Here is a 20,452-nt window from a genome sequence, read left to right as displayed (position 1 = left end):
TTGAGAGGTTGATTTTCTTTTCTGCAGCGTTCGAGTTCGCGTTTCATCTGGGTAGCAAAGGGGAAGGTCGCCCTATCGCTGAAAAACAATGCTATTTTTGGTTGAATAAAAAATCATGTATATGGGCGAACGACCCCTGATGATTTTTATGGTATCACAATTTTTGTGAGGATGCAACCGATAATCTTTTGACGCGCCGATTTTTTTCAGGAGCTTCAGAGAATGAAAAAGTTTGTAATTCTTTATTGCCTAAGTTTTTAAAGATACCTTCAGGGGTTCTACTATTTTTGGCTAGATTTGGAGAAAAATGTTTGGCGATCGCTCATCCTTAACTAGAAACTCTCTTGAGGGAAGACAATAATATTACAACGGTTTTCATTTTGGTAGACCACTAGAGGCGAATAGCTATTCGCCCCTACAGAATAGTGTCTAATAATCAATCCTCATCTTTTGCGGATTCTGTAATAGAGAGAATCTAAATAGTAGGACTTCCTTCTTCACTCCTGGAAACTTTTTTTGAGATTTTCAGCTATCGAGTGGAATAATTGCTGAAATTCATCGAATAACTTGGGAGATGTTTTAGGAGAGGCAAATTTTATCAGGTTAATCCTATCTATTCCCTGAACATTGACTACAAAAAAATTGAGTTTATTTTCCTCTACAGCTTTCCAAGCACGTTGCGTAGATTTTTGCCAATCCTTATCCATTAGTTGCCAATTGTTGTTCGTTGCGGGGCCTATAATATAAAATAACCAAGGTTTTTGATAGTCCTGATAATTTTCTATTTCTTGTAATGCTAAATTAATTCCCTTACCCATCATAGTTTCTCCTTCAGTTTTGAGAGGATATAGAGCAAATTCATCTATAATTTACAAAATCTTGAATTTCTCGCTTATTACCGAAAGGCGACGTTGAAGGCCCCGTCTCTTTCAGAGCGGGGATGAAAACGAGCTAGCCGTTGAGGCCAGACCACTTTAGTCGTCCTCTCTTATATAGCACTCAGGAATGATTCATCAGAAAGAACTATACATCAATAGTTGTGGGAATCAGAAAATGTCTTGATTGATTGTCCATTAGATTCTCACATCTGATTCGGCGTTGCTATAGTATAATTAACTTAACTTTTAAGGTGAAAAAATGTATGGTTGTCAGCAACTTAAGGTAAGTAAAAACTCTCATCTAATTCCTATTTTAACATTCTTGTGCGAACAGTCTCACAAGCTAACTAACATGGGCATATATTATGCTCGGCAATTATTTTTTAAGTCTCATAAAGCTATTGGCAAGTATGACCTGGAAAAGGTCTACAAACACAACAATCACTATAAAGTTTTCTATTCCCAAGCTGCACAACAAATACTCAGAACTGTAACTGAATCGTTTCGGTCTTATTATGGTCTAATTAAAGCATATCTTGCAGGTAAAATCTCAGACCGACCCAGAATACCTAACTATAGAAAAAAAGGAGGAATGGCTACAGTTAGTTATCCCAAACAATCACTAAAATTAAAAGGTAATCAAATCCGAATACCATTAGGCAATACCTGTAAACGCTGGTTTGGAATAGATAGCTTTTTCATTCCCATACCAAGCAATCTCAACTTTGCTTCGATCAAAGAGCTGAGGCTATTACCGAGAAACAGATGTTTTTATTGGGAATTTGTCTATGAAAAAGAAGTAGTAGTTAAAACTCTGTTAAATCCAGACAATGTATTAGGAATAGACCATGGTTTAAATAATTGGTTGACCTGTGTATCTAATGTAAATACTAGCTTGATAGTAGATGGTAAACAGCTCAAATCAATGAATCGTTGGTACAACAAACAGATATCAACTATTAAAGAAAACAAACCTCAAGGGTTTTGGTCAAATAAACTAGCTGCAATTACAGAAAAGCGTAACCGCCAAATGCGTGACGGTATTCACAAAGCAGCTAGAATAGTCATTAATCATTGTTTGAAAAATCAGATTGGTACAATTGTTTTTGGCTGGAATCAAGGTAGTAAAAATCAAATAGAATTAGGAAAGAAAAACAACTCAGAATTTGTACAAATTCCTACTGCTAGACTCAAACAAAGAATTGCTCAATTATGTGAAGAGTCTGGGATTATTTTTGTAGAAACAGAAGAAAGTTATACAAGTATTGCTTCATTTTTAGATGGTGATGATCTGCCTAATTATGGTGAAAAACCCGATGATTGGAAACCATCAGGAAAAAGAATAAAGCGTGGTTTGTATAGGAGTAGTAATAATTGGTTAATTAATGCAGACTGTAATGGGGCTGCAAATATAATCACAAAAGTAAGCAGAAAGCTAAGTTTAGACTTAAGGCGACTGTGTAGGGGCACTTTGACTTGTCCCCAAAGAATATATCTTTGGTCAGCTAAAAAAAGACGAAGCAACAAGGATTTATCCTGTTGCGTAGTATCTACTTAGAATCCCTTCGGCTTCAGCCAGGGGAGTAGTCAATATTAGAAGTTATGATGGCTAATTCCACAGATTGGGAGATTTTGCTACTCGGTTCAAATTCTTTTTTAAAAGCAGAAATTCTAGAATTCAAGGAATCAATACGTTCGCCAGACATGGAATGTAGATGTATCTACTACTAACACAACTGGAATCTTAAGTTCAGCCGAATGTGCTGGTAAACTTTTCTGTTCTTAGTTTGGGGGAAGAGAAGTTTTTGTTGCTGGCATAGAAAGTGAAGGTGTGGATGTTCCTTGGTTAAGCTGAAGGCGGTCTGCAAGTCCAGTTAAATGTTCTATTTCTAATAAATTAAATAAATTCGCAGAGTCTCCCGAACCACTATTACCACCAGTCATCATAATTTGAGGAAAAGTAATTTTCATTTGAGCTAGTGCATCCGCCCATTTTCCTTGTGATTCTAGTTGAGCATAAAGTTCAGGACTAAGAGCAGTAATTCTGGCACGCAGAGCATCAAGCTCTATTCGATTAATTTTTTCTTGTTGAGAGGTTTCAATATCTAGCCGTTTTTGATATATTTCTAACTCTGATTGTTCTTTCTGTAATTTAGCCTGAGTATCCATTTGAGAAAGTTTATTATTTATTTCAGCATCTCTTACTAATTCAAATTCTTGTCTATCTTTTTCTGCTTTAGCCAGTTCTTGACGTTGTTTTTCTGCTTCAGTTTTTGCTTGAGCTTCTTTTTTCTCTTGCTTTTGTTTCTCTAATCTTTGTCTATGTTCATCTAATTCTTTGGGCAAATCAATTTCATCAATAACAGTGCCACATCCTTCAACACCAATATCTGCCAGACGCGAATTTATATATACCTCTGCCTCTTCTTGACAACTAGCTCTTCCATTTTGAAATTCAATTGCAGTTTTACCAGTAGCAGCTTGCTTAAAATAACCAGAAACGACTTTTGTCAGTACACGAGAAACTAGATTTTTCACAGCCGGATATGTAAAAATTTTTTCCCCAAATTGATTAATAAAAGGTATTTTGTCTTCTTTAGAACCAAATAGACAAATCATTTTAGGAGCATTTTCAGGAAGAATACGAATAATTTGAGTAAACTCTACAGAAATTTTATAACCATCCGATGAAGTTAGCTTCATTGTTTTCAGTTCATAATCATAACTAAAAGGATTTTTTTCCTTATCTGACCAGTTAAGTATAATTTGGGTACTTGGAACTCGCTTAACTTGTTTAACTCTGGTATTAATGGGGTAAGTATTAGCAGTAAGAGGTTTGTTTTCAACTCCCTTATACCCAGGGTCAACTAATTGTTGATATTGGGAGCTACTCGGATCATCATCATGTATGTCATATTTTTTCCCAACAGAAGAAATCACAACCCCTACCTCTTCTTGCTCAATCTCAGTTACTGGTATCTGTTCAACTGTGACAAACCAAGGATTTAGCTTCCACTCACCCTCTTTGAGAACTTCCTCTTGTAAGCCTTTGTATCCTCCTGAATCTAGGAATTTCTGCGCATTTTGATAATTATCATGTCCCTCAATTTCTTGTCCAGCAATTTCCTCTTTAGGGAGGGTTTGCCCAGCCATAGTAGTTACAATACCAATTTGACCTTTGTTGATTTTACAAACCTTTAAATTCTTTGGATGTTCATTATATTCATGAGCATTAGCAGTAGTAATTACAGTAAAGAAATCAGTATGAATTTTGTGTTGACCTTCCGTCAAAATAGCAGGCTGCTTACCTTTCTGTCCTCCGTTTTTGATAAATGCTTCTGCATCCTGAAAATTGTCACATTCCACCACCTTACCTAATATTTGTTCGGTTGAAATATAAATTCCATCATTAGCTATTACCAGTCCTATTTCTCCTGGAGGAATTGAAATAATAGAGACTTTACGAATTTTGAATATTTCAGTATTAATGTCGTAATTGCCTGGTTCTAAAGTAGCAAGCTGTTTACCTGCTTGACCTCCATTCTCAAAAAAGGCTTGTGCGTTTTGAAAATTATCACAATTAACTTTCTCGGCAAAATTTTTTCCCTGTGCTAAAGGTTTTCCATATTTTGCTTCTACTAACCCAATTTCTCCAGCATTGATTGTAGTAATGGAGACTTTTTTCACTCTAAATATATCTATATTAATTTGATATTTTTTGACTGTTAGATGAGCCAGTTGTTGACCTGCTTGACCTCCATTATCAAAAAAGGCTTGTGCATCCTGAAAATCTTTACAATTAACTCTCTGAGCAAAACTTTGACCAATTAAAGGAGAGCCATCTAAAGCTTCTACTAATCCTATTTCATTAGGGCTAATTTCAGTCACAGGAACTTGCTTAACAAGAAACATTTTTGTATTAATTCGATAAGTACCAGTAGTTAAAATTGCTCGCTGTTTTCCCCGTTGACCCCCATTATCAAAAAAGGCTCGTACATCTAGAAAGTTATTGCATTCGACAGCTTTACCAGAATTTTGTCCTACTTGAAGAGGTTGACCATCTAAAGCTTCTACTAAACCAATTTTGCCTTCACCTATTCTGGTAACTTTTTCTTTTGTAATTTCATACATCCAAGGAAAATATCCCCAATGTAGTCCGGGAGAGAGAACTTTAGCTTGAATACCCGGTTCTCCATTAAGAGCAATTGTTTTTCCTGGAAGAAGACTAAGAAAAGGATTTAAGGCAAACTTCTTGTAGACAATTCCAACTTCATCATTGCCAATCATCTTTCTTGTCATAAAGATGAAAATGACTATTGCTGTACCAACTATCAAAATAAGTACGAAAATTATTGCTCCTACCCCCCCTGAAACTTGTGCTAAAACAACAGGTGGTGACTGGTTATTTAGAGAATTTCTTACTTGCTGGGTAGTTAGAGTTGATAAATTTGTACTTGAAAGCTTTGATGGAGAGAAATTTTCATTTATAAATACTTGATTAGATTCCTCCGCTAATGCTTGTGTTTTAGACTTATTTACTAAACTCAAAGAACCAATATTAGCTATGGTTAGGAGGATAGCTGCTTTTGCCAAAATCACCCTTTTTTTCATATTTTTGATTCCTTAGTTTATTAAATTAATCCACAATTAAATAAACGTGGTAAAAAATGTTCAAAAGTTTCCTTCCATAAATTCCACTTAATCTCGTTATTTTTTTGATTGGGAAAACTTAAAGAAGGAAGATGCCCTGGTTTTGCTTCACTGGAAAAATTAAAGTCATCGTACTTTTTTATCCAGTTTTTACCATCATACCAACCGATAGATTTAGCAAATTTATTCTGGTAAATTGTAAAATTAAATTCTCCTTGCCTGCCTTTAGATTCGCGCCAAATTTTTGTTTGAACACTAAAGCCAAAATTACCGTTGCTGTATTTAAACCAAAGTTCATCTATGATTTTTAAGGCTTCATCAGGTATTTTTTTAATTTCTTCACGGTTTAGCCATGTTATCAAATCTCTATTTATTTGAACATAATTATAGCCTTCAATACTGTCAGCAATTTCTATCATTAATCTCATCGTTTCCAAATCAGCTTCTTTCCATTGCTGGTTTTGCAGAAAATATTCTAGTTTCCCATAAATTTCTGGGTCTAAATTTGGCTCTAAAATAGTAGTTTCTTCTGGTTTTTCTGGAACCTTGCTATCTATAGGAAACTCTATAGGAGGAGCTGATATTGATAGTATTGATAAATCTGGTAGTGGTGTATTTTTAGCAGAAAAATTAGTTGTTGAATTTTTAGCTGGTTCTAATGTATCTCTAATTTCCTTTAATAGCTTAATACCGTTATTTCTTTTATATAACTTACTAAAAATCTTATATAATTCATCTATATTTAGACCATTAGATTGACTTAAAAAATCAGATATAATTACTCGCAGAGGTTGATTTATACTCAAATTACCAATATCAAATCCCCCTTCTTTTAGATGAGTAGTAAATAAAGATGGCTGTGTTTGATAAACGTCTACAAGATTGTCAATAATCTCCCCCTTAACATCTTCAATATCTTCATAATTATCACTTCGTTTTCTAACCTCGTCTAGAACCTTTTGAAATTCACTAGCCATAAATATTTCCTCATTCCCCTATTTGATTAATAACTTGTTCTTGAAGCATTAAGCTTTTTACCTTTAAAGGTTCACTACCTGGATTTTTTTTACTTAAAGCATTAAATATTTTAGCTTGTTGCTTTAATTCTTTACCAGAACACCTAGTTAAAAAATCAGAAATAATAACTGGTAAAGCTGCACAACTGTGAACTTCTCCTACAGGAAAATAAGGAGAAATATGTGCTAAAAAAAGTAAGGCATCTTTCTCATAATACTTATAAAGCTCATCAGCTAAAACTTCATATGTAATCAACCCACTTGCTTCTAACTTTTCCTTATATGCTTCCATCAAACCAGGAAGACTTTCTTCTAAATCTGAACTAGATATTAATGCCGTATTTTTAGCCAGAATAGAAAAACCAATTTCCATTTCCAAGATAAATTGTTCTCTTAATTCTTTAATTTCGCTTCTAGCTTCAAATATTTCAGCAAGAGTTTCACGGCTCAGGTTTTGCCCTTCGACTATCATTTCATCTAATTCAGCTTTACGCTTTTGTGTTTGTTTATCTTGATAGAGACTAAGGAAAAATTCAAGAGGACTGCCCAAAGGACCAGCTAATTTAGAAAGTGCTTTAGCTAAAGCTTGTAAATAGTTTCTTGCCATTTTCTTGAAGTACCAGATATTTACTTTATTTAATTTCTTTTATTGAACGCGAATAGAAAGCTCTACTCTTTATCCTTTAGTCCTAAAAGACCTATAGAGATGCAGTACCCAAGCTTAAAATAGTTGCTTCTCCCATACTATGTTGATTGGTTAGTGGCACATCTTTATATATCAATTGATAAATTACTAATTCCGGATGACCTATAATTAAGAATCAATTTGAACAGGAAGTTAAACGAATGATTTTTTCATTTATTGGGTGCATCTAAATTTTAAACAAAGCCAAAAATTTATAGCATTTTAGGAAAAAGTAATAAGCAACAGGCAATAGAAAAAAAGTATTTTTACAAATATTCAGATGCACCCTATTAATTAAAAAACTGAGAGCTGATAGCTAATAAGTAAATGCTTACAAATAATTTTTCATTCCTTAAAAATCTGATAGCTGACTGCTAATACCTAAATGCTTATAAACGCCTTAAAACAACAATTGAACGTTCCATCACAGGAATAGGAACTTCACCTTGATAATGCTTACCATTTTCCACAAAACGAGACTTACTCGTATCAACAACAACTACCCAATTTCTATCTTGAAACTTAGGAGGAATTGTAAACTCTATCAATTCATAATGAGCGTTAAAAAATATCATAAAACAATCATCAATAATCCTTTCCCCACGCTCACCACTTGCAGGAATTTCCTCTCCATTTAAAAACACACCAACAGCTTTAGCAAAATCAATATTCCATTGTTCCTCAGTCATTTCTCCACCATCAGGATTATACCAACCTATATCATTCACATCCGAACCATGAATTGCACGACCTTGAAACCACTTACGTCTATGAAATACCGGATGTTGAAAACGGAAATAAATTAACTGCCGAGTAAAATCTAATAAATCAGAATTTTTTACCTGTAAATTCCAATCCAACCAAGAAATTTCATTATCCTGACAATAAGCATTATTATTACCATTTTGCGTCCGCCCAAATTCATCTCCACCTAATAACATCGGTACGCCCTGAGACAACATTAAAGTCACCAAAAAATTCCGCCTTTGACGATTTCTTAAACTTAGTATATCTGAGTCCTCAGTTTCTCCTTCCTCTCCAGAATTCCAAGAACGATTATGTTCCTCTCCATCATTATTATCTTCCCCATTTGCTTCGTTATGTTTTTCGTTATAACTAACTAAATCGTTGAGAGTGAAACCATCATGGGCAGTTACAAAATTAATACTCGCATGAGGCAACCTACCATTAGCAGCATATAAATCAGAACTACCCGTAAAACGATAAGCAAATTCAGCTAATGTCTCCTCTTCCCCTCGCCAAAAATCTCTAACTGCATCTCGATATTTACCATTCCATTCCGACCACAATAGAGGAAAATTTCCAACTTGATAACCACCTTCTCCAACATCCCAAGGTTCAGCAATTAATTTCACATTAGAAATAACCGGATCTTGATGCACAATATCAAAAAAAGCTGCCAAACTATCTACTTCATATAATTCCCGCGCCAAAGCTGAAGCTAAATCAAACCTAAAACCATCAACGTGCATTTCCGTCACCCAGTAGCGCAGACTATCCATAATTAACTTCAATACCTGGGGGTGACGAACATTCAGAGAATTACCACAACCAGTAAAATCCATATAGTAGCGGGGGTAATCTTCTACTAGACGATAATAAGCAGCATTATCAATACCCTTGAAAGATAAAGTCGGACCCAGATGATTACCCTCCCCTGTATGGTTATAAACCACATCCAATATCACCTCAATACCAGCCTTATGCAAAGCCTTGACCATTTCTTTAAATTCTCGAACCTGCTCCCCTGCCTTACCACTAGAACTATAGCCACTGTAAGGAGCAAAATAATTAATCGAGTCATAACCCCAATAATTAGATAACTCCTTATCAACTAAATGTCCTGGGTATCGGAGAAAATGATGAACTGGCATTAACTCCACCGCCGTAATCCCTAGAGATTGGAGATAAGCGATCGCCCTAGGATGTGCCAATCCAGCATAAGTACCCCTCAGATTTTCTGGAATCTCAGGATGGAGTTTAGTAAACCCCCTAAGATGAATTTCATAAATTATTGTGTTGTGGTTGGGAATATTTAATAGTTGGTCATCTCCCCAATCGAAACTTTCATCAATCACCAAAGATTTTGGCATTAGATGAGCATCATCATCTAAGGTGCAGCCTAAATCTTTTTCTGGATTATCCCAAGAATAAGCAAATATTTCTTGACCATAAAGGATATCCCCATCTATTGCTTTGGCGTAAGGGTCAATTAGTAGTTTATTGGGGTTAAAACGATGACCTTGGGATGGTTCGTAGGGGCCATGTACTCGAAATCCATATCTTTGACCTGGACCTATACCTGGTACATAACCATGCCAGACAAAGTTACTAACTTCAGTCAGGGTGAGTCGTGTTTCTTGGTTTTGCTTGTCAAATAGGCAAAGTTCAACGCTAGTAGCATTTTCAGAAAATATAGCGAAGTTAGTGCCTTTACCATCCCAGGATGCTCCGAGGGGATATGGTTTTCCAGGCCAAAGAGGTACATACATAAATAAATCGAGAGTTCTTCAGAATTAGACGACTATTTTTATATGTAATGATACATGAAAATAATATTAAAGCTTGAACACCAAAACTAAGGTAGGGGTTTGGTCTCCAAACCCTACTCCAAACTCCCACATAGGAATGTCAATATTTCAGCTTGTTTCTACCTGTTTCTTTCTATTAGAATATCTCAATAACTACCCAAAATAAATAAAAAGAGTTATTGGCATTACTGATAAGAAATTTAAAAAATTAAATGCACCCTACAAATTTTGCTGATAAACTAATAACTGAAAGAGCTTTTAACTGATAACTGATAACTAAAAATGACTCAATGTTTAAATCCTGACTGTTTAAGACCTAACCCACCAGAAACAAAATTCTGTCAAAGCTGTGGTGAAAAATTAGTTTTAAAAGAACGTTATCGCCCTCTAAAAATTATCGGACAAGGAGGTTTTGGCATAACTTTTCAAGCTGTAGATGAAGACAAACCTTCAAAGCCTTTTTGCGTAATTAAACAGTTTTTTCCTCAAGTACAAGGAACTAAAAGTTTGGAAAAAGCTGCTGAATTATTTGATCGAGAAGCTGAACGTTTGGATGGTTTAGGTAGACATCTACAAATTCCCGAACTTTTCGCATATTTTACTCAGGATAATCGACAATATTTAGTACAAGAGTTTATCGACGGGCAAAATTTACAACAGGAATTAGAAGAGTCGGGTGCTTTTGATGAAAGTCAAATTTTGGAGTTATTAAAAAGTTTGTTGCCCGTGTTGGAATTTATTCATTCTCAGCAAGTAATTCATCGAGATATTAAACCAGAGAATATTATTAGGAGAAAGAATAATAATCAATTAATATTGGTAGATTTCGGGGCGGCTAAATATGCCACTATGAGTGCTTTAGCTGTGACGGGAACTGTTATAGGTTCTGCTGGATATCTTGCACCGGAACAAGCTGTAGGAAAAGCAACTTTTGCTAGCGATATTTATAGTTTGGGTGTAACTTGTATTCATTTATTAACTCAAGTCACACCTCTTGATTTATTTGACAATATTGAAGGTAAATGGATATGGCGAGATTATTTACAGTCAAATGTGAGTGATGAACTTGGAAAAATATTGGATAAAATGATTGTTGGAGCAACTCAGAAAAGGTTTGAAAATGTAGGAGAAATTTTGTCTCTGATTCTGTCTACTTCTTCACCACAAATATCTCAACAATCAACAGCAGAATCAGAAAAAGAAGAGCTATTTACTTTTGATGTTTTTACTGTCGATAACTCAGGCAATATTATTAACCACACCCAGGAAAGTGCTAGGCAAAAAATAGAAGATTTAGGTAATGGAATTAAATTAGAAATGGTTTATATTCCTGGGGGAAGTTTTCTCATGGGTTCTCCAGAAAATGAAAAAGGAAGAGATAAAAATGAAAGTCCGCAACATCAAGTTACTCTCCAACCTTTTTATATGAGTAAATACCCCATTACTCAAGAACAATATCAAGTCATTACGGGTGAAAATCCTTCTGGATTTAAAGGAAAAAAGCGCCCAGTAGAAAATATGAACTGGCGTAACGCTAGAGAGTTTTGTCAAAAGCTATCTGAGAAAACTGAGAAAGTTTACAGACTGCCCAGCGAAAGTCAGTGGGAATATGCTTGTCGTGCCAGGACAACTACTCCTTTCTATTTTGGAGAAACTATAACGTCGGACTTAGTTAACTACGACAGTAAATTTCCTTATGCTTATGCTCCTAAAGGTAAATGTCTAGGAGAAACAACTGAAGTAGGAATTTTCCCACCCAATGCTTTTGGTTTATACGATATGCACGGGAATGTCTGGGAATGGTGTCAGGATCTTTGGCACAATAATTATAATGGAGCGCCTAATGATGGTAGTGCTTGGGAATCTGAAGAAAAGGGATTTTTGAAATCGCTCTTTGGAGCATACAGAGTGATCCGTGGCGGTAGCTGGTACAGCTATTCTAGGAATTGCCGGAGTGCCAGGCGTAACTGCATCCTTGCCGTAAACTTCTACAACTTTTGGGGTTTTCGTGTCGTCTCCTCTGTTCCGGTAGTTTCTGCCTTTTGTTCCTAGGATTCTTCCCCTTTTTCTCTTTGTCTTTTTTTTTCCTCTTTCCTCTCCCCCTCCCACTTTAGCGTGTGGAAAAAATCACCATCAAAATTATGAACAAATACCCTAAATTTCCATTTAGAGAATGGGAATGAGATAGAAGTTTATCCCCATATTTTCAGAAATGACTCAATGTTTAAATCCTGACTGTTTAAAACTTAACCCTCCACAAACAATATTCTGTCAAAGCTGTGGTGAAAAATTAGTTTTAAGAGAACGTTATCGCGCTCTAAAAATTATCGGGCAAGGAGGTTTTGGCATAACTTTTCAAGCTGTAGATGAAGACAAACCTTCAAAGCCTTTTTGCGTAATTAAACAGTTTTTTCCTCAAGTACAAGGAACTAAAAGTTTGGAAAAAGCTGCTGAATTATTTGATCGAGAAGCTGAACGTTTGGATAGTTTAGGTAGACATCTACAAATTCCCGAACTTTTCGCATATTTTACTCAGGATAATCGACAGTATTTAGTACAAGAGTTTATCGACGGGCAAAATTTACAACAGGAATTAGAAGAGTCGGGTGCTTTTGATGAAAGTCAAATTTTAGAATTATTAAAAAGTTTGTTGCCCGTGTTGGAATTTATTCATTCTCAACAGGTAATTCATCGAGATATTAAACCAGAGAATATTATTAGGAGAAAGAATAATAATCAATTTTATCCAATGGGAGCTCCAGTTCAAGCTTCTATCTCGCCAGAGAAAATTAATCCAGTTCAAGCTTCTATCTCGCCAGAGAAAATTAATCCAGTTCAAACTTCTATCTCGCCAGAGAATAATATTATATTGGTAGATTTTGGGGCAGCTAAATATGCCACTATGACTGCTTTAGCTGTAACCGGAACTGTGATAGGTTCTGCGGGATATGCTGCACCAGAACAGGCAGTAGGAAAAGCAACTTTTTCTAGCGATATTTATAGTTTGGGTGTGACTTGTATTCATTTATTAACTGGAGTAGAACCTTTTGATTTATTTGATGTGAGTGAAAGTGATTGGGTTTGGCGAGATTATTTAAAGTCGAGAGTGAGTGATGAAGTTGGAAAAATCTTGGATAAAATGATTGTCGCAGCGACTAAGAAAAGGTTTAAAAATGTAGGAGAAATTTTGTCTTTTATTCAGCCTAAATATCAAATAAAACCACGGTCTGCTGTTCCACCGCAAATATCTCAACCATCAATTATTCAATTTACTTCTCAACCACAAAAACAATTTACTTCTCCACCAGAAATATCTCAATCATCAATGCCCTGTGTTTTTTCTTTAACAGAATCAGAAAAAGGAGAGGTATTTACTTTTAATGTTTTTACTGTCGATAATTCAGGCTATATTACTAACCGTACCCAGGGAAGTGCTAGGCAAAAAATAGAAGATTTAGGTAGTGATATTAAGTTAGAAATGGTTTATATTCCTGGAGGAAGTTTTCTTATGGGTTCGCCAGAAAATGAGGAGGAAAGAGATCAAAGTGAAAGTCTTCAACATCAAGTTACTCTCCAACCTTTTTATATGACCAAATACCCTATTACTCAAGAACAATACTTAGCTATTATGGGAGAAAATCCTTCTAAATTTAAAGGAGAAAACCGCCCAGTAGAAAATGTAAATTGGCATAACGCTAGAGAGTTTTGTACAAAGTTATCTTTGAGAACTGGGAAAACCTATAGACTGCCCAGTGAAAGTCAGTGGGAATATGCTTGTCGAGCAGGAACAACAACACCATTTTATTTTGGAAAAACTATAACGTCTGAGTTAGTTAACTACGACGGTAATTATCCTTATGGCAACGCTCCTAAAGGTAAATATAGAGAAGAAACAACTGATGTAGGAAGTTTTCCACCTAATGCTTTTGGTTTATACGATATGCACGGCAATGTGTTGGAATGGTGTCAGGATATTTGGCACGATAATTATAACGGAGCACCTACTGACGGAAGTGCTTGGGAAACTGAAGGACATAGTAATATAAGAGTGCTCCGTGGTGGTAGCTGGAACTACTATTCTTGGCTTTGCCGCAGTGCCAGACGCTCCTATAACGATGCCGACTTCCTCAACTACATTAGGGGTTTTCGGATCGTCTCATCTTCTCCGGTGTTTTCTGCCTTTCGTTCCTAGGATTCTTCCCCTCTTTTCTTTTCTCCTTTTTCCCTTTTTCCTTCTTTCCTCTTTCCTTTGAGTCGCGCGTTAGTCCGTCGAAAGTGAGGGAAAACTCGTTAATCCATCCGTACATCCGTGGCCTAATCCGTGTGAGCAGAAATAAAAAGAAACTCGTTAATCTATCCGTATATCCGTGGCCTAATCCGTGTGAGCGCATCCGTGGCCTAATCCGTGTGAGCAGAAATAAAAAGAAACTCGTTAATCTATCCGTATATCCGTGGCCTAATCCGTGTGAGCGCATCCGTGGCCAAATCCGTGTGAGCGCATCCGTGACCAAATCCTTGTGTGCTTCTCTTTTCCCAATGCTGCACTAAGATAAAATCTGCTCTAACTAACAAACTAATAGACATCTCCAAAAATTAAAATTATTCAACAATGAATCAAACCCAAACCCAACTACCCACAGACACCTGGGTAACAGCAACTTGGCAAGAATATATCCAAACTATTCAAGACCTAACTTACGACAAAGCTAAAAGTTACTACAATAACGGAAAACTTAGAATAGAAATGTCTCCCGTAGGAAATGACCACGCTAATGACCATGCAGTTATTATCGGTGCTATTAGTATCTTTGCTGCTACCAGAAATATTAACCTCAATTGTAAAGATAACTGTAGCTACCGCAAAACTGGATTTCGAGAAGCTCAACCTGATGTCTCTTATTACATTGCTGAAAATGCAAATATTATTCCTAGGGGAACTTCTATTATCGATCTAGATATTTATCCTCCACCAACCCTAGTAGTTGAAGTTGCTAATACTTCCCTATTAGATGATAAAGGTGAAAAACGTTTGTTGTATGAAGCAATGAATGTTTCTGAATATTGGATAGTTGACGTACAAAATATAGAAATTATTGCTTTTACAGTTGCTAATGGAGGAAGTAGAAAAATCGATCAGTCTCAAGTTTTGCCTGGTTTAGCTATTTCTTTATTAGAAGAAGCACTTCAGCGCAGTTGTCAAACAAACCAAGGTCAAGTTTATCCTTGGTTATTAAAAGAATTTCAAAAAAAGTAAAAATTAAATTCGTTAATCCATCTGTGCATCCGTGGCAGAATCCTGACGTTCCCTATTCTCTCTTTCTTCATCATTCTCTAAAGCTCTCAAAAAAATCCCAAGAGATTAGCCTTGCATTTCCTCAAAAATTTTGATACAGTTTATTTAGCTGGGGTCGTTCGCTTATGTACATGACCATTTATTCAACACAAAATCAGAGTATTTTTAATCAGAGCGATCGCTACCAAAACCTAAAATTACTCAAAATCATTCTGTGAGAGCTACTCGAAAAAATCAACCTTTGAGGAATTTTTTCATATTCCTATCCTCACAGTTCCAATTATCTGTAAATTTCTAGAAGCGATCGCCATCCATCCCCACAACCAAAATCTTCATTCTCGTAAGCTCCTGAAAAAACTCCCAAGATATTAGCCTTGCATTTCCTCAAAAATTCTGATACAGTTTATTTAGATGGGGTCGTTTGCCTATGTATATGACCATTTATTCAACACAAAATCAGAGTATTTTTAATCAAAGCGATCGCTACCAAAACCTAAGATTACCGCCAATCATTCTCTGGAGCTTCCAAAAAATCAACTGCTGAGGAACTTTTCCATCTGAAAATAGCTGTTAGGGACTCCCGTTATCACCCACATTCCGCACTTTAATATTACATTTTGAAGTGCGGAATGTGGGTTATATTGATAAGTTGAGAGACTTACTGAGAAAACAAACGGGGGAAGTAGATAACAGAGAAAATTTAATGGTTTATTCCTCAATTTCGAATTGTCACAGCAGTAGTAACTCCCACAACTCCAAAACAACAAAAAATATGAATTTTGGTAAATGGTTAGGCTTTTTTAGTTTACTTATTTCCTTATATATCCTTTGGGAAATTAGACGACTTGTACTATTAATATTTGCTGCAATAATTTTAGCAACTGCCTTGAATAGATTAGTACAAAAATTTAATAGATGGGGTATTAAAAGAAACTTAGCTGTAATTGCTACTTTAAGTTTAGCAGCATTAATTATGCTCCTATTTTTGTTGCTAGTTGTACCACCTTTTATTACCCAGTTTCAAAAATTAGTTGCCCTAATACCTGATGTATTTACAGAAGTCCGCTCTCAACTTGTGCAATTATATCGACAAAGACCTGATTTATTTCCCGCACCACCCACTGCCACTGATATGCTAGTACAAACACAAACATTAGGTACTCAATTATTTAGCAACTTTTTTAAGATTTTTTCTAATACTTTTATAGTATTCTTGCAGGTACTTTTAGTATTTGTATTAACCATAATGTTTTTAGTTAATGCTCAAGCTTATCGAGGAGTAGGATTACTTTTATTTCCTTCTTTTTATCGGCAACGTGCAGATGAAATTTTATCAAAGTGCGAAGTAGCTTTAGGAAATTGGTTTGGTGGAATAGTAATTAACTCTCTTTTTGTGGCAACTTTTAGTGGTATTGGTTTATTAGTATTACAAATTGATTTAGTTTTGACTCATGCTTTACTGGCAGGTTTACTCAATTTTATTCCTAATATTGGTCCGACTATGAGTGTCGTTTTTCCCATAATGATTGCTCTTTTAGATGCTCCTTGGAAAATAGCTGCTGTAGGAATTTTATATATTATTATTCAGAATATTGAAAGTTATTGGCTAAGTCCAACTGTTATGGCAAAACAAGTATCACTTTTACCTGCTGTTACCCTAGCATCCCAAATTTTCTTCACTACTTTTTTTGGAATTTTAGGTTTGATTTTGGCTTTGCCTTTAACAGTAGTAGCTAAAACTTGGATTGAGGAAACTTTATTCAAAGATATCTTAGATCCTTGGCAACAAACATCCTCTATCCCGTGAAATAATTACCACAGTTTATCGTTAATATTTTGCATCTTTTATAGATATATATAATATAATGCCAAAAGTAATCAAAATTTTTGATAATAACTGATAACTGAAATTACTTTTATTCATCTTCTGGCGTTAGAGACCTCACAGTTTCTTGAATTGACCCAATAGCAAATCCAAAAATTGCACCTACTGTCGCATAAATACGAGGTGCTTTTGCGCTACTAAACCCTTTATCTATTTTAATCAAATTACAACATTGATAACGATTTTTACTCATCTCAGCTGTGGCTAATCCAATTACTGAACCTATCAAAGCCATCATTACTCCAGAAAATATAACTTGTTTCAAATTAAGTTTTTTTTCCTCCATTATCAAGTAACCTCTAAAATTATATATATTAAGTACCCGTGCAACATTAATTTAACATTTTTTCAGAGAGTAGGTAGTAGGGAGTTGGGGAAAAAATATATAGCAATCCTCCGCATATTCGTGTTAAAAATCTTGCTACTTTTTGGGAATAGGGAATGGGCAATGGGCAATGGGTCATTTCAGTTATCAGTTATCAGTTATCAGTAGAGAGTGAACTTCCGACTGAAGTCGGAGGCTTGAAATACTGAATTAAATATTTTTTTCATCCTCTTAAAAGAGGAGGCGCATACCCTCATTTTTTGGTAAGAGTTTAGGAGTTTATTTCTACTTTTTGATTACCCGCAACCTATTTAGGATTGCGATACTTGACAAGTCTAGCAAAAATAATACTAATTCTCATGCATTCTTCTAATACTTGGCAGCGAGCCAAAATAATGTTCCCTCATAACCGAAGTTACCAAATATCAAGTATTTACTTGAACAAATAATATTGATAAATATAAAATCCAATTATAGGAAAGTTTATGGTAATTAATTAGTATAATTTGGTCTATCTACTGATATTCCAGTTTTCTATATCAATCATCATTTTATATTTAATTTGACCAAAAAATAAGGTCTCAAGCCTTTTTTTTAAGGGGATAAAAAAAATATTCGCGCTTAGTATTGCAAGTCTTCCTATTGCATAAGGTACTGATAACTGATAACTGAAATGATCTACCTATTTAATATAGTATTTCCAGATGAGTTGTAAAATAATTATTGTCATTTTTACTTCTGCCAAAAACCATCTTATTTTCTATTCTCTCAAATATATAATTCTCTATCTCTATTCACATCTAAAATGTAAATCCGATAATATATAATAGACCTCCGCGGAAAAGAGGGAGTAGGGAATAGGAGAAAATAATTGATTTTATTTTTGATTATTGGAGATGTCTAATGAGTACCTATGAAAAATAACCAGTGAATTTTGATTTAGAAGTAATACCCAAAAAGCTACTAGAAAATCTAAATATTAATATACTTAATGTATCACTAAATCTAAAAAAGGTAATAGGCAGTAGGAAGTCATTTCAGTTATCAGTTATCAGCAACTCTGGTTAAAACATTGGGATTAAAATACTAAAGTTTATTTTCTCTTTGTCGAAAGGATTACGGATTATAAAATAGGAAGCAAACAAAAATATACAACTATTGACAATTAAAAAATACTCCGTAAATATTGACCAAAACATAGCTAGTTTTCTTGAGGGATTTAGTGACTAAATCTCTACCTTTACTATTAGCCATAAATGTAAGTAAATTTATCCCACCAGTTCAAGTATTAATACTGTGTTGAAAAACACTCTCTAGCTCAATAGTAGTCCTATGTTTTTTCTGCCTACTCAAGTCCACAATTTTTTGATTTTAGAGAATCAGGAATAGCGAATAGGGAATATGAAAGAGAAAAAAATTTTGTACCTCATTAATATGAGAGTCGCAATCTATAAATAATTTGCCATTGCTGTGCTGAATGAATGTATGATATAGATGATAATTTCTTAGGAGTAAACAGTCATAAGTCAGGAGTTATCAAAGTATTTTTCTGGAAATTTATTATAAACCAAATATAATTTTACTCTCCTATTAATGACTGTTAATTTACCTCAAATACTTACCTCATATCTCAAATTAGCAATGCCAATAAAATAATTTTACCGAATAATTAATAATTAAATAATTTAGGTTAAAAGTATCCCCCTTTCAAGGGAAAAAAAGTGCTACGATATTTCCTTATATTCAATTGCGTTGCGGTTTTAACCAGAGGTAATTATCGATTATTCATTATTCATTATCAATTACCCATTAATCAACTATTTACTTATATCTTTCCTATAGTATAGTTTTGACTATTTTTACTTGTTAACAGTCAAAAAATTGATAAAAATTCAATCAATATTACAAGCATTCAAGCGAGCTAAAAAATAGACTATTAACTTAGCTCCATAAGGAGAATTCCACCAAGCAACAGGAAAAGAACCCCTCGGCGCTTCTAGACTAAAATTAAGCTCTTCATAAGGTATATCTCTACCATTTAACCGCAATCCAAGTTCTTCAGCAGTTTTGTGCAAAACTTTCATATTGATTTGAGAAATATCAAAAGTTCCACCCGTACTTTCGTAAACTTTTTTTTGTACGCTAAAGCCAAACAGTCCATTACTATACTTAATCCAAAGTTGATCGATTAAATGAATTACACTACATGGAAATTTTATAACATCATCTGGAATCAGGTTTTCCTTATCAGTTTTACCAGATATTTCTAACATAACTCTTGCAGTTTCTTGATCGGCTTGTTTCCATTTTCCTGCTGCTAGTAAGTCTCTCAATTTTCCATAAAGGTAAATATCAGAAATTAACATTAGTGCTCGCTCTAATTGTTTTTCTAATTCAGCTACTCTTTCTGATAATTCTAACTCTCTGGAATTCTGTTGTACTTGTACAGACTCATCAATGGAAGTAGATGTTATTGGCTCTTTTATTTCTGATTCGTTAGACATAATTACTCCTAAATTTTTCTCAAAAATAACTAATTTTTATCAGCAAGTTTTGAACAAGTTTTGAACAATCAAGGATTCAGAAATGCCAATTGATAATTCTGATACTGATACAGAATCATCAATGTAAGTAGATGTTATTGGTTCTTTTATTTCTGATTCGTTAGACATAATTACTCCTAAATTTTTCTCAAAAATAACTAATTTTTATCAGCAAGTTTTAAACAAGTTTTGAACAAGTTTTGAACAATCAAGGATTCAGAAATGCTAATTGATAATTATTATTAGGAGTTATTGAGTAGGAAAGGTTGAAAAAATTAGTTAAAAACGCCGTTTCAAGTCTAGAGCTTCAGCAATTGGTACTGATAACTAATAGACATCTCCAACAATCAAAAATCAAATCAATTATCATAGATAAATAATCAATTATTTCCCCCTATTCTCTATTCCCTATTCCCTAACTTCTGCCAGAAATCTATGAATAATTATTATTAGGAGTTATTGAGTAGGAAAGGTTGAAAAAATTAGTTAAAAACGCCGTTTCAAGTCTAGAGCTTCAGCAATTGGTACTGATAACTAATAGACATCTCCAACAATCAAAAATCAAATCAATTATCCTAGATAAATAATCAATTATTTCCCCCTATTCCCTATTCCCTACTCCCTA

15 protein-coding genes are annotated in these 20,452 nt (G+C 34.5%); 6 read left to right on the top strand and 9 right to left on the bottom strand.

The window, feature by feature from the left end:
* Window positions 1–188 precede the first annotated feature (188 nt).
* Complete coding sequence (locus F6K40_RS04740) at window positions 189–332, top strand: hypothetical protein (RefSeq protein ID WP_293132092.1); 144 nt, start codon at window positions 189–191, stop codon at window positions 330–332.
* A 165-nt stretch (window positions 333–497) separates the two neighbouring features.
* Here the strand turns inward: F6K40_RS04740 and F6K40_RS04735 are convergent, their stop codons facing one another.
* Window positions 498–821, bottom strand: coding sequence for a hypothetical protein (locus F6K40_RS04735; RefSeq protein ID WP_293132089.1), 324 nt, complete (start codon window positions 819–821; stop codon window positions 498–500).
* 316 nt (window positions 822–1,137) lie between these two features.
* On the opposite strand from F6K40_RS04735, the gene F6K40_RS04730 reads away from it, so the two are divergent.
* A complete protein-coding gene (locus F6K40_RS04730) occupies window positions 1,138–2,436 on the top strand; it encodes an RNA-guided endonuclease InsQ/TnpB family protein (protein ID WP_293132087.1) in 1,299 nt (432 codons plus the stop codon).
* A gap of 224 nt (window positions 2,437–2,660) precedes the next feature.
* Here the strand turns inward: F6K40_RS04730 and F6K40_RS04725 are convergent, their stop codons facing one another.
* From F6K40_RS04725 to glgX, 4 genes are all read right to left on the bottom strand, one after another.
* Window positions 2,661–5,489, bottom strand: a complete 2,829-nt coding sequence (locus tag F6K40_RS04725) for an SPFH domain-containing protein (protein ID WP_293132084.1) — start codon at window positions 5,487–5,489, stop codon at window positions 2,661–2,663.
* 20 nt (window positions 5,490–5,509) lie between these two features.
* Entirely contained in the window at window positions 5,510–6,505 is a 996-nt protein-coding gene (locus F6K40_RS04720) for a GUN4 domain-containing protein (protein ID WP_293132081.1), read from the bottom strand.
* 10 nt (window positions 6,506–6,515) lie between these two features.
* Entirely contained in the window at window positions 6,516–7,151 is a 636-nt protein-coding gene (locus F6K40_RS04715) for a hypothetical protein (protein WP_293132078.1), read from the bottom strand.
* Window positions 7,152–7,618: 467 nt separating this feature from the next.
* The gene (gene glgX / locus F6K40_RS04710) at window positions 7,619–9,742 is read right to left on the bottom strand and encodes a glycogen debranching protein GlgX (RefSeq protein WP_293132075.1); all 2,124 of its coding nucleotides are present in this window, start codon (window positions 9,740–9,742) and stop codon (window positions 7,619–7,621) included.
* A gap of 321 nt (window positions 9,743–10,063) precedes the next feature.
* Here glgX and F6K40_RS04705 point away from each other — a divergent pair, with 321 nt between their 5' ends.
* Together F6K40_RS04705 and F6K40_RS04700 are read left to right on the top strand one after the other, a co-directional pair.
* On the top strand, window positions 10,064–11,833 hold the full coding sequence (locus tag F6K40_RS04705) for a bifunctional serine/threonine-protein kinase/formylglycine-generating enzyme family protein (RefSeq protein WP_293132072.1): 1,770 nt from the start codon (window positions 10,064–10,066) through the stop codon (window positions 11,831–11,833).
* Between the two features lie 160 nt (window positions 11,834–11,993).
* Window positions 11,994–13,973 carry a bifunctional serine/threonine-protein kinase/formylglycine-generating enzyme family protein gene (locus F6K40_RS04700; RefSeq protein WP_293132069.1) on the top strand — a complete coding sequence of 660 codons (1,980 nt, stop codon included), beginning with the start codon at window positions 11,994–11,996 and terminating at the stop codon, window positions 13,971–13,973.
* A 245-nt stretch (window positions 13,974–14,218) separates the two neighbouring features.
* Here the strand turns inward: F6K40_RS04700 and F6K40_RS04695 are convergent, their stop codons facing one another.
* Entirely contained in the window at window positions 14,219–14,365 is a 147-nt protein-coding gene (locus tag F6K40_RS04695; protein WP_293132066.1) for a hypothetical protein, read from the bottom strand.
* Window positions 14,366–14,390: 25 nt separating this feature from the next.
* Between F6K40_RS04695 and F6K40_RS04690 the strand changes: the two genes are divergently transcribed.
* Window positions 14,391–15,035 (top strand): Uma2 family endonuclease, encoded by a 645-nt coding sequence (locus tag F6K40_RS04690; protein ID WP_293132063.1) that lies wholly within the window; start codon window positions 14,391–14,393, stop codon window positions 15,033–15,035.
* A gap of 811 nt (window positions 15,036–15,846) precedes the next feature.
* Window positions 15,847–16,881 (top strand): AI-2E family transporter, encoded by a 1,035-nt coding sequence (locus F6K40_RS04685; protein ID WP_293132060.1) that lies wholly within the window; start codon window positions 15,847–15,849, stop codon window positions 16,879–16,881.
* Window positions 16,882–16,990: 109 nt separating this feature from the next.
* On the opposite strand, the gene F6K40_RS04680 is transcribed toward F6K40_RS04685, so the two are convergent.
* From F6K40_RS04680 to F6K40_RS04670, 3 genes are all read right to left on the bottom strand, one after another.
* A complete protein-coding gene (locus tag F6K40_RS04680; RefSeq protein WP_293132057.1) occupies window positions 16,991–17,245 on the bottom strand; it encodes a hypothetical protein in 255 nt (84 codons plus the stop codon).
* A gap of 1,931 nt (window positions 17,246–19,176) precedes the next feature.
* On the bottom strand, window positions 19,177–19,788 hold the full coding sequence (locus F6K40_RS04675) for a GUN4 domain-containing protein (RefSeq protein ID WP_293132054.1): 612 nt from the start codon (window positions 19,786–19,788) through the stop codon (window positions 19,177–19,179).
* 39 nt (window positions 19,789–19,827) lie between these two features.
* On the bottom strand, window positions 19,828–19,956 hold the full coding sequence (locus tag F6K40_RS04670; protein WP_293132051.1) for a hypothetical protein: 129 nt from the start codon (window positions 19,954–19,956) through the stop codon (window positions 19,828–19,830).
* Window positions 19,957–20,452 lie beyond the last annotated feature (496 nt).

The sequence above is a fragment of the Okeania sp. SIO3I5 genome (assembly GCF_010672085.1).
Taxonomy (GTDB): domain Bacteria; phylum Cyanobacteriota; class Cyanobacteriia; order Cyanobacteriales; family Microcoleaceae; genus Trichodesmium.
This window is presented reverse-complemented; position numbering and strand designations above follow the sequence as displayed.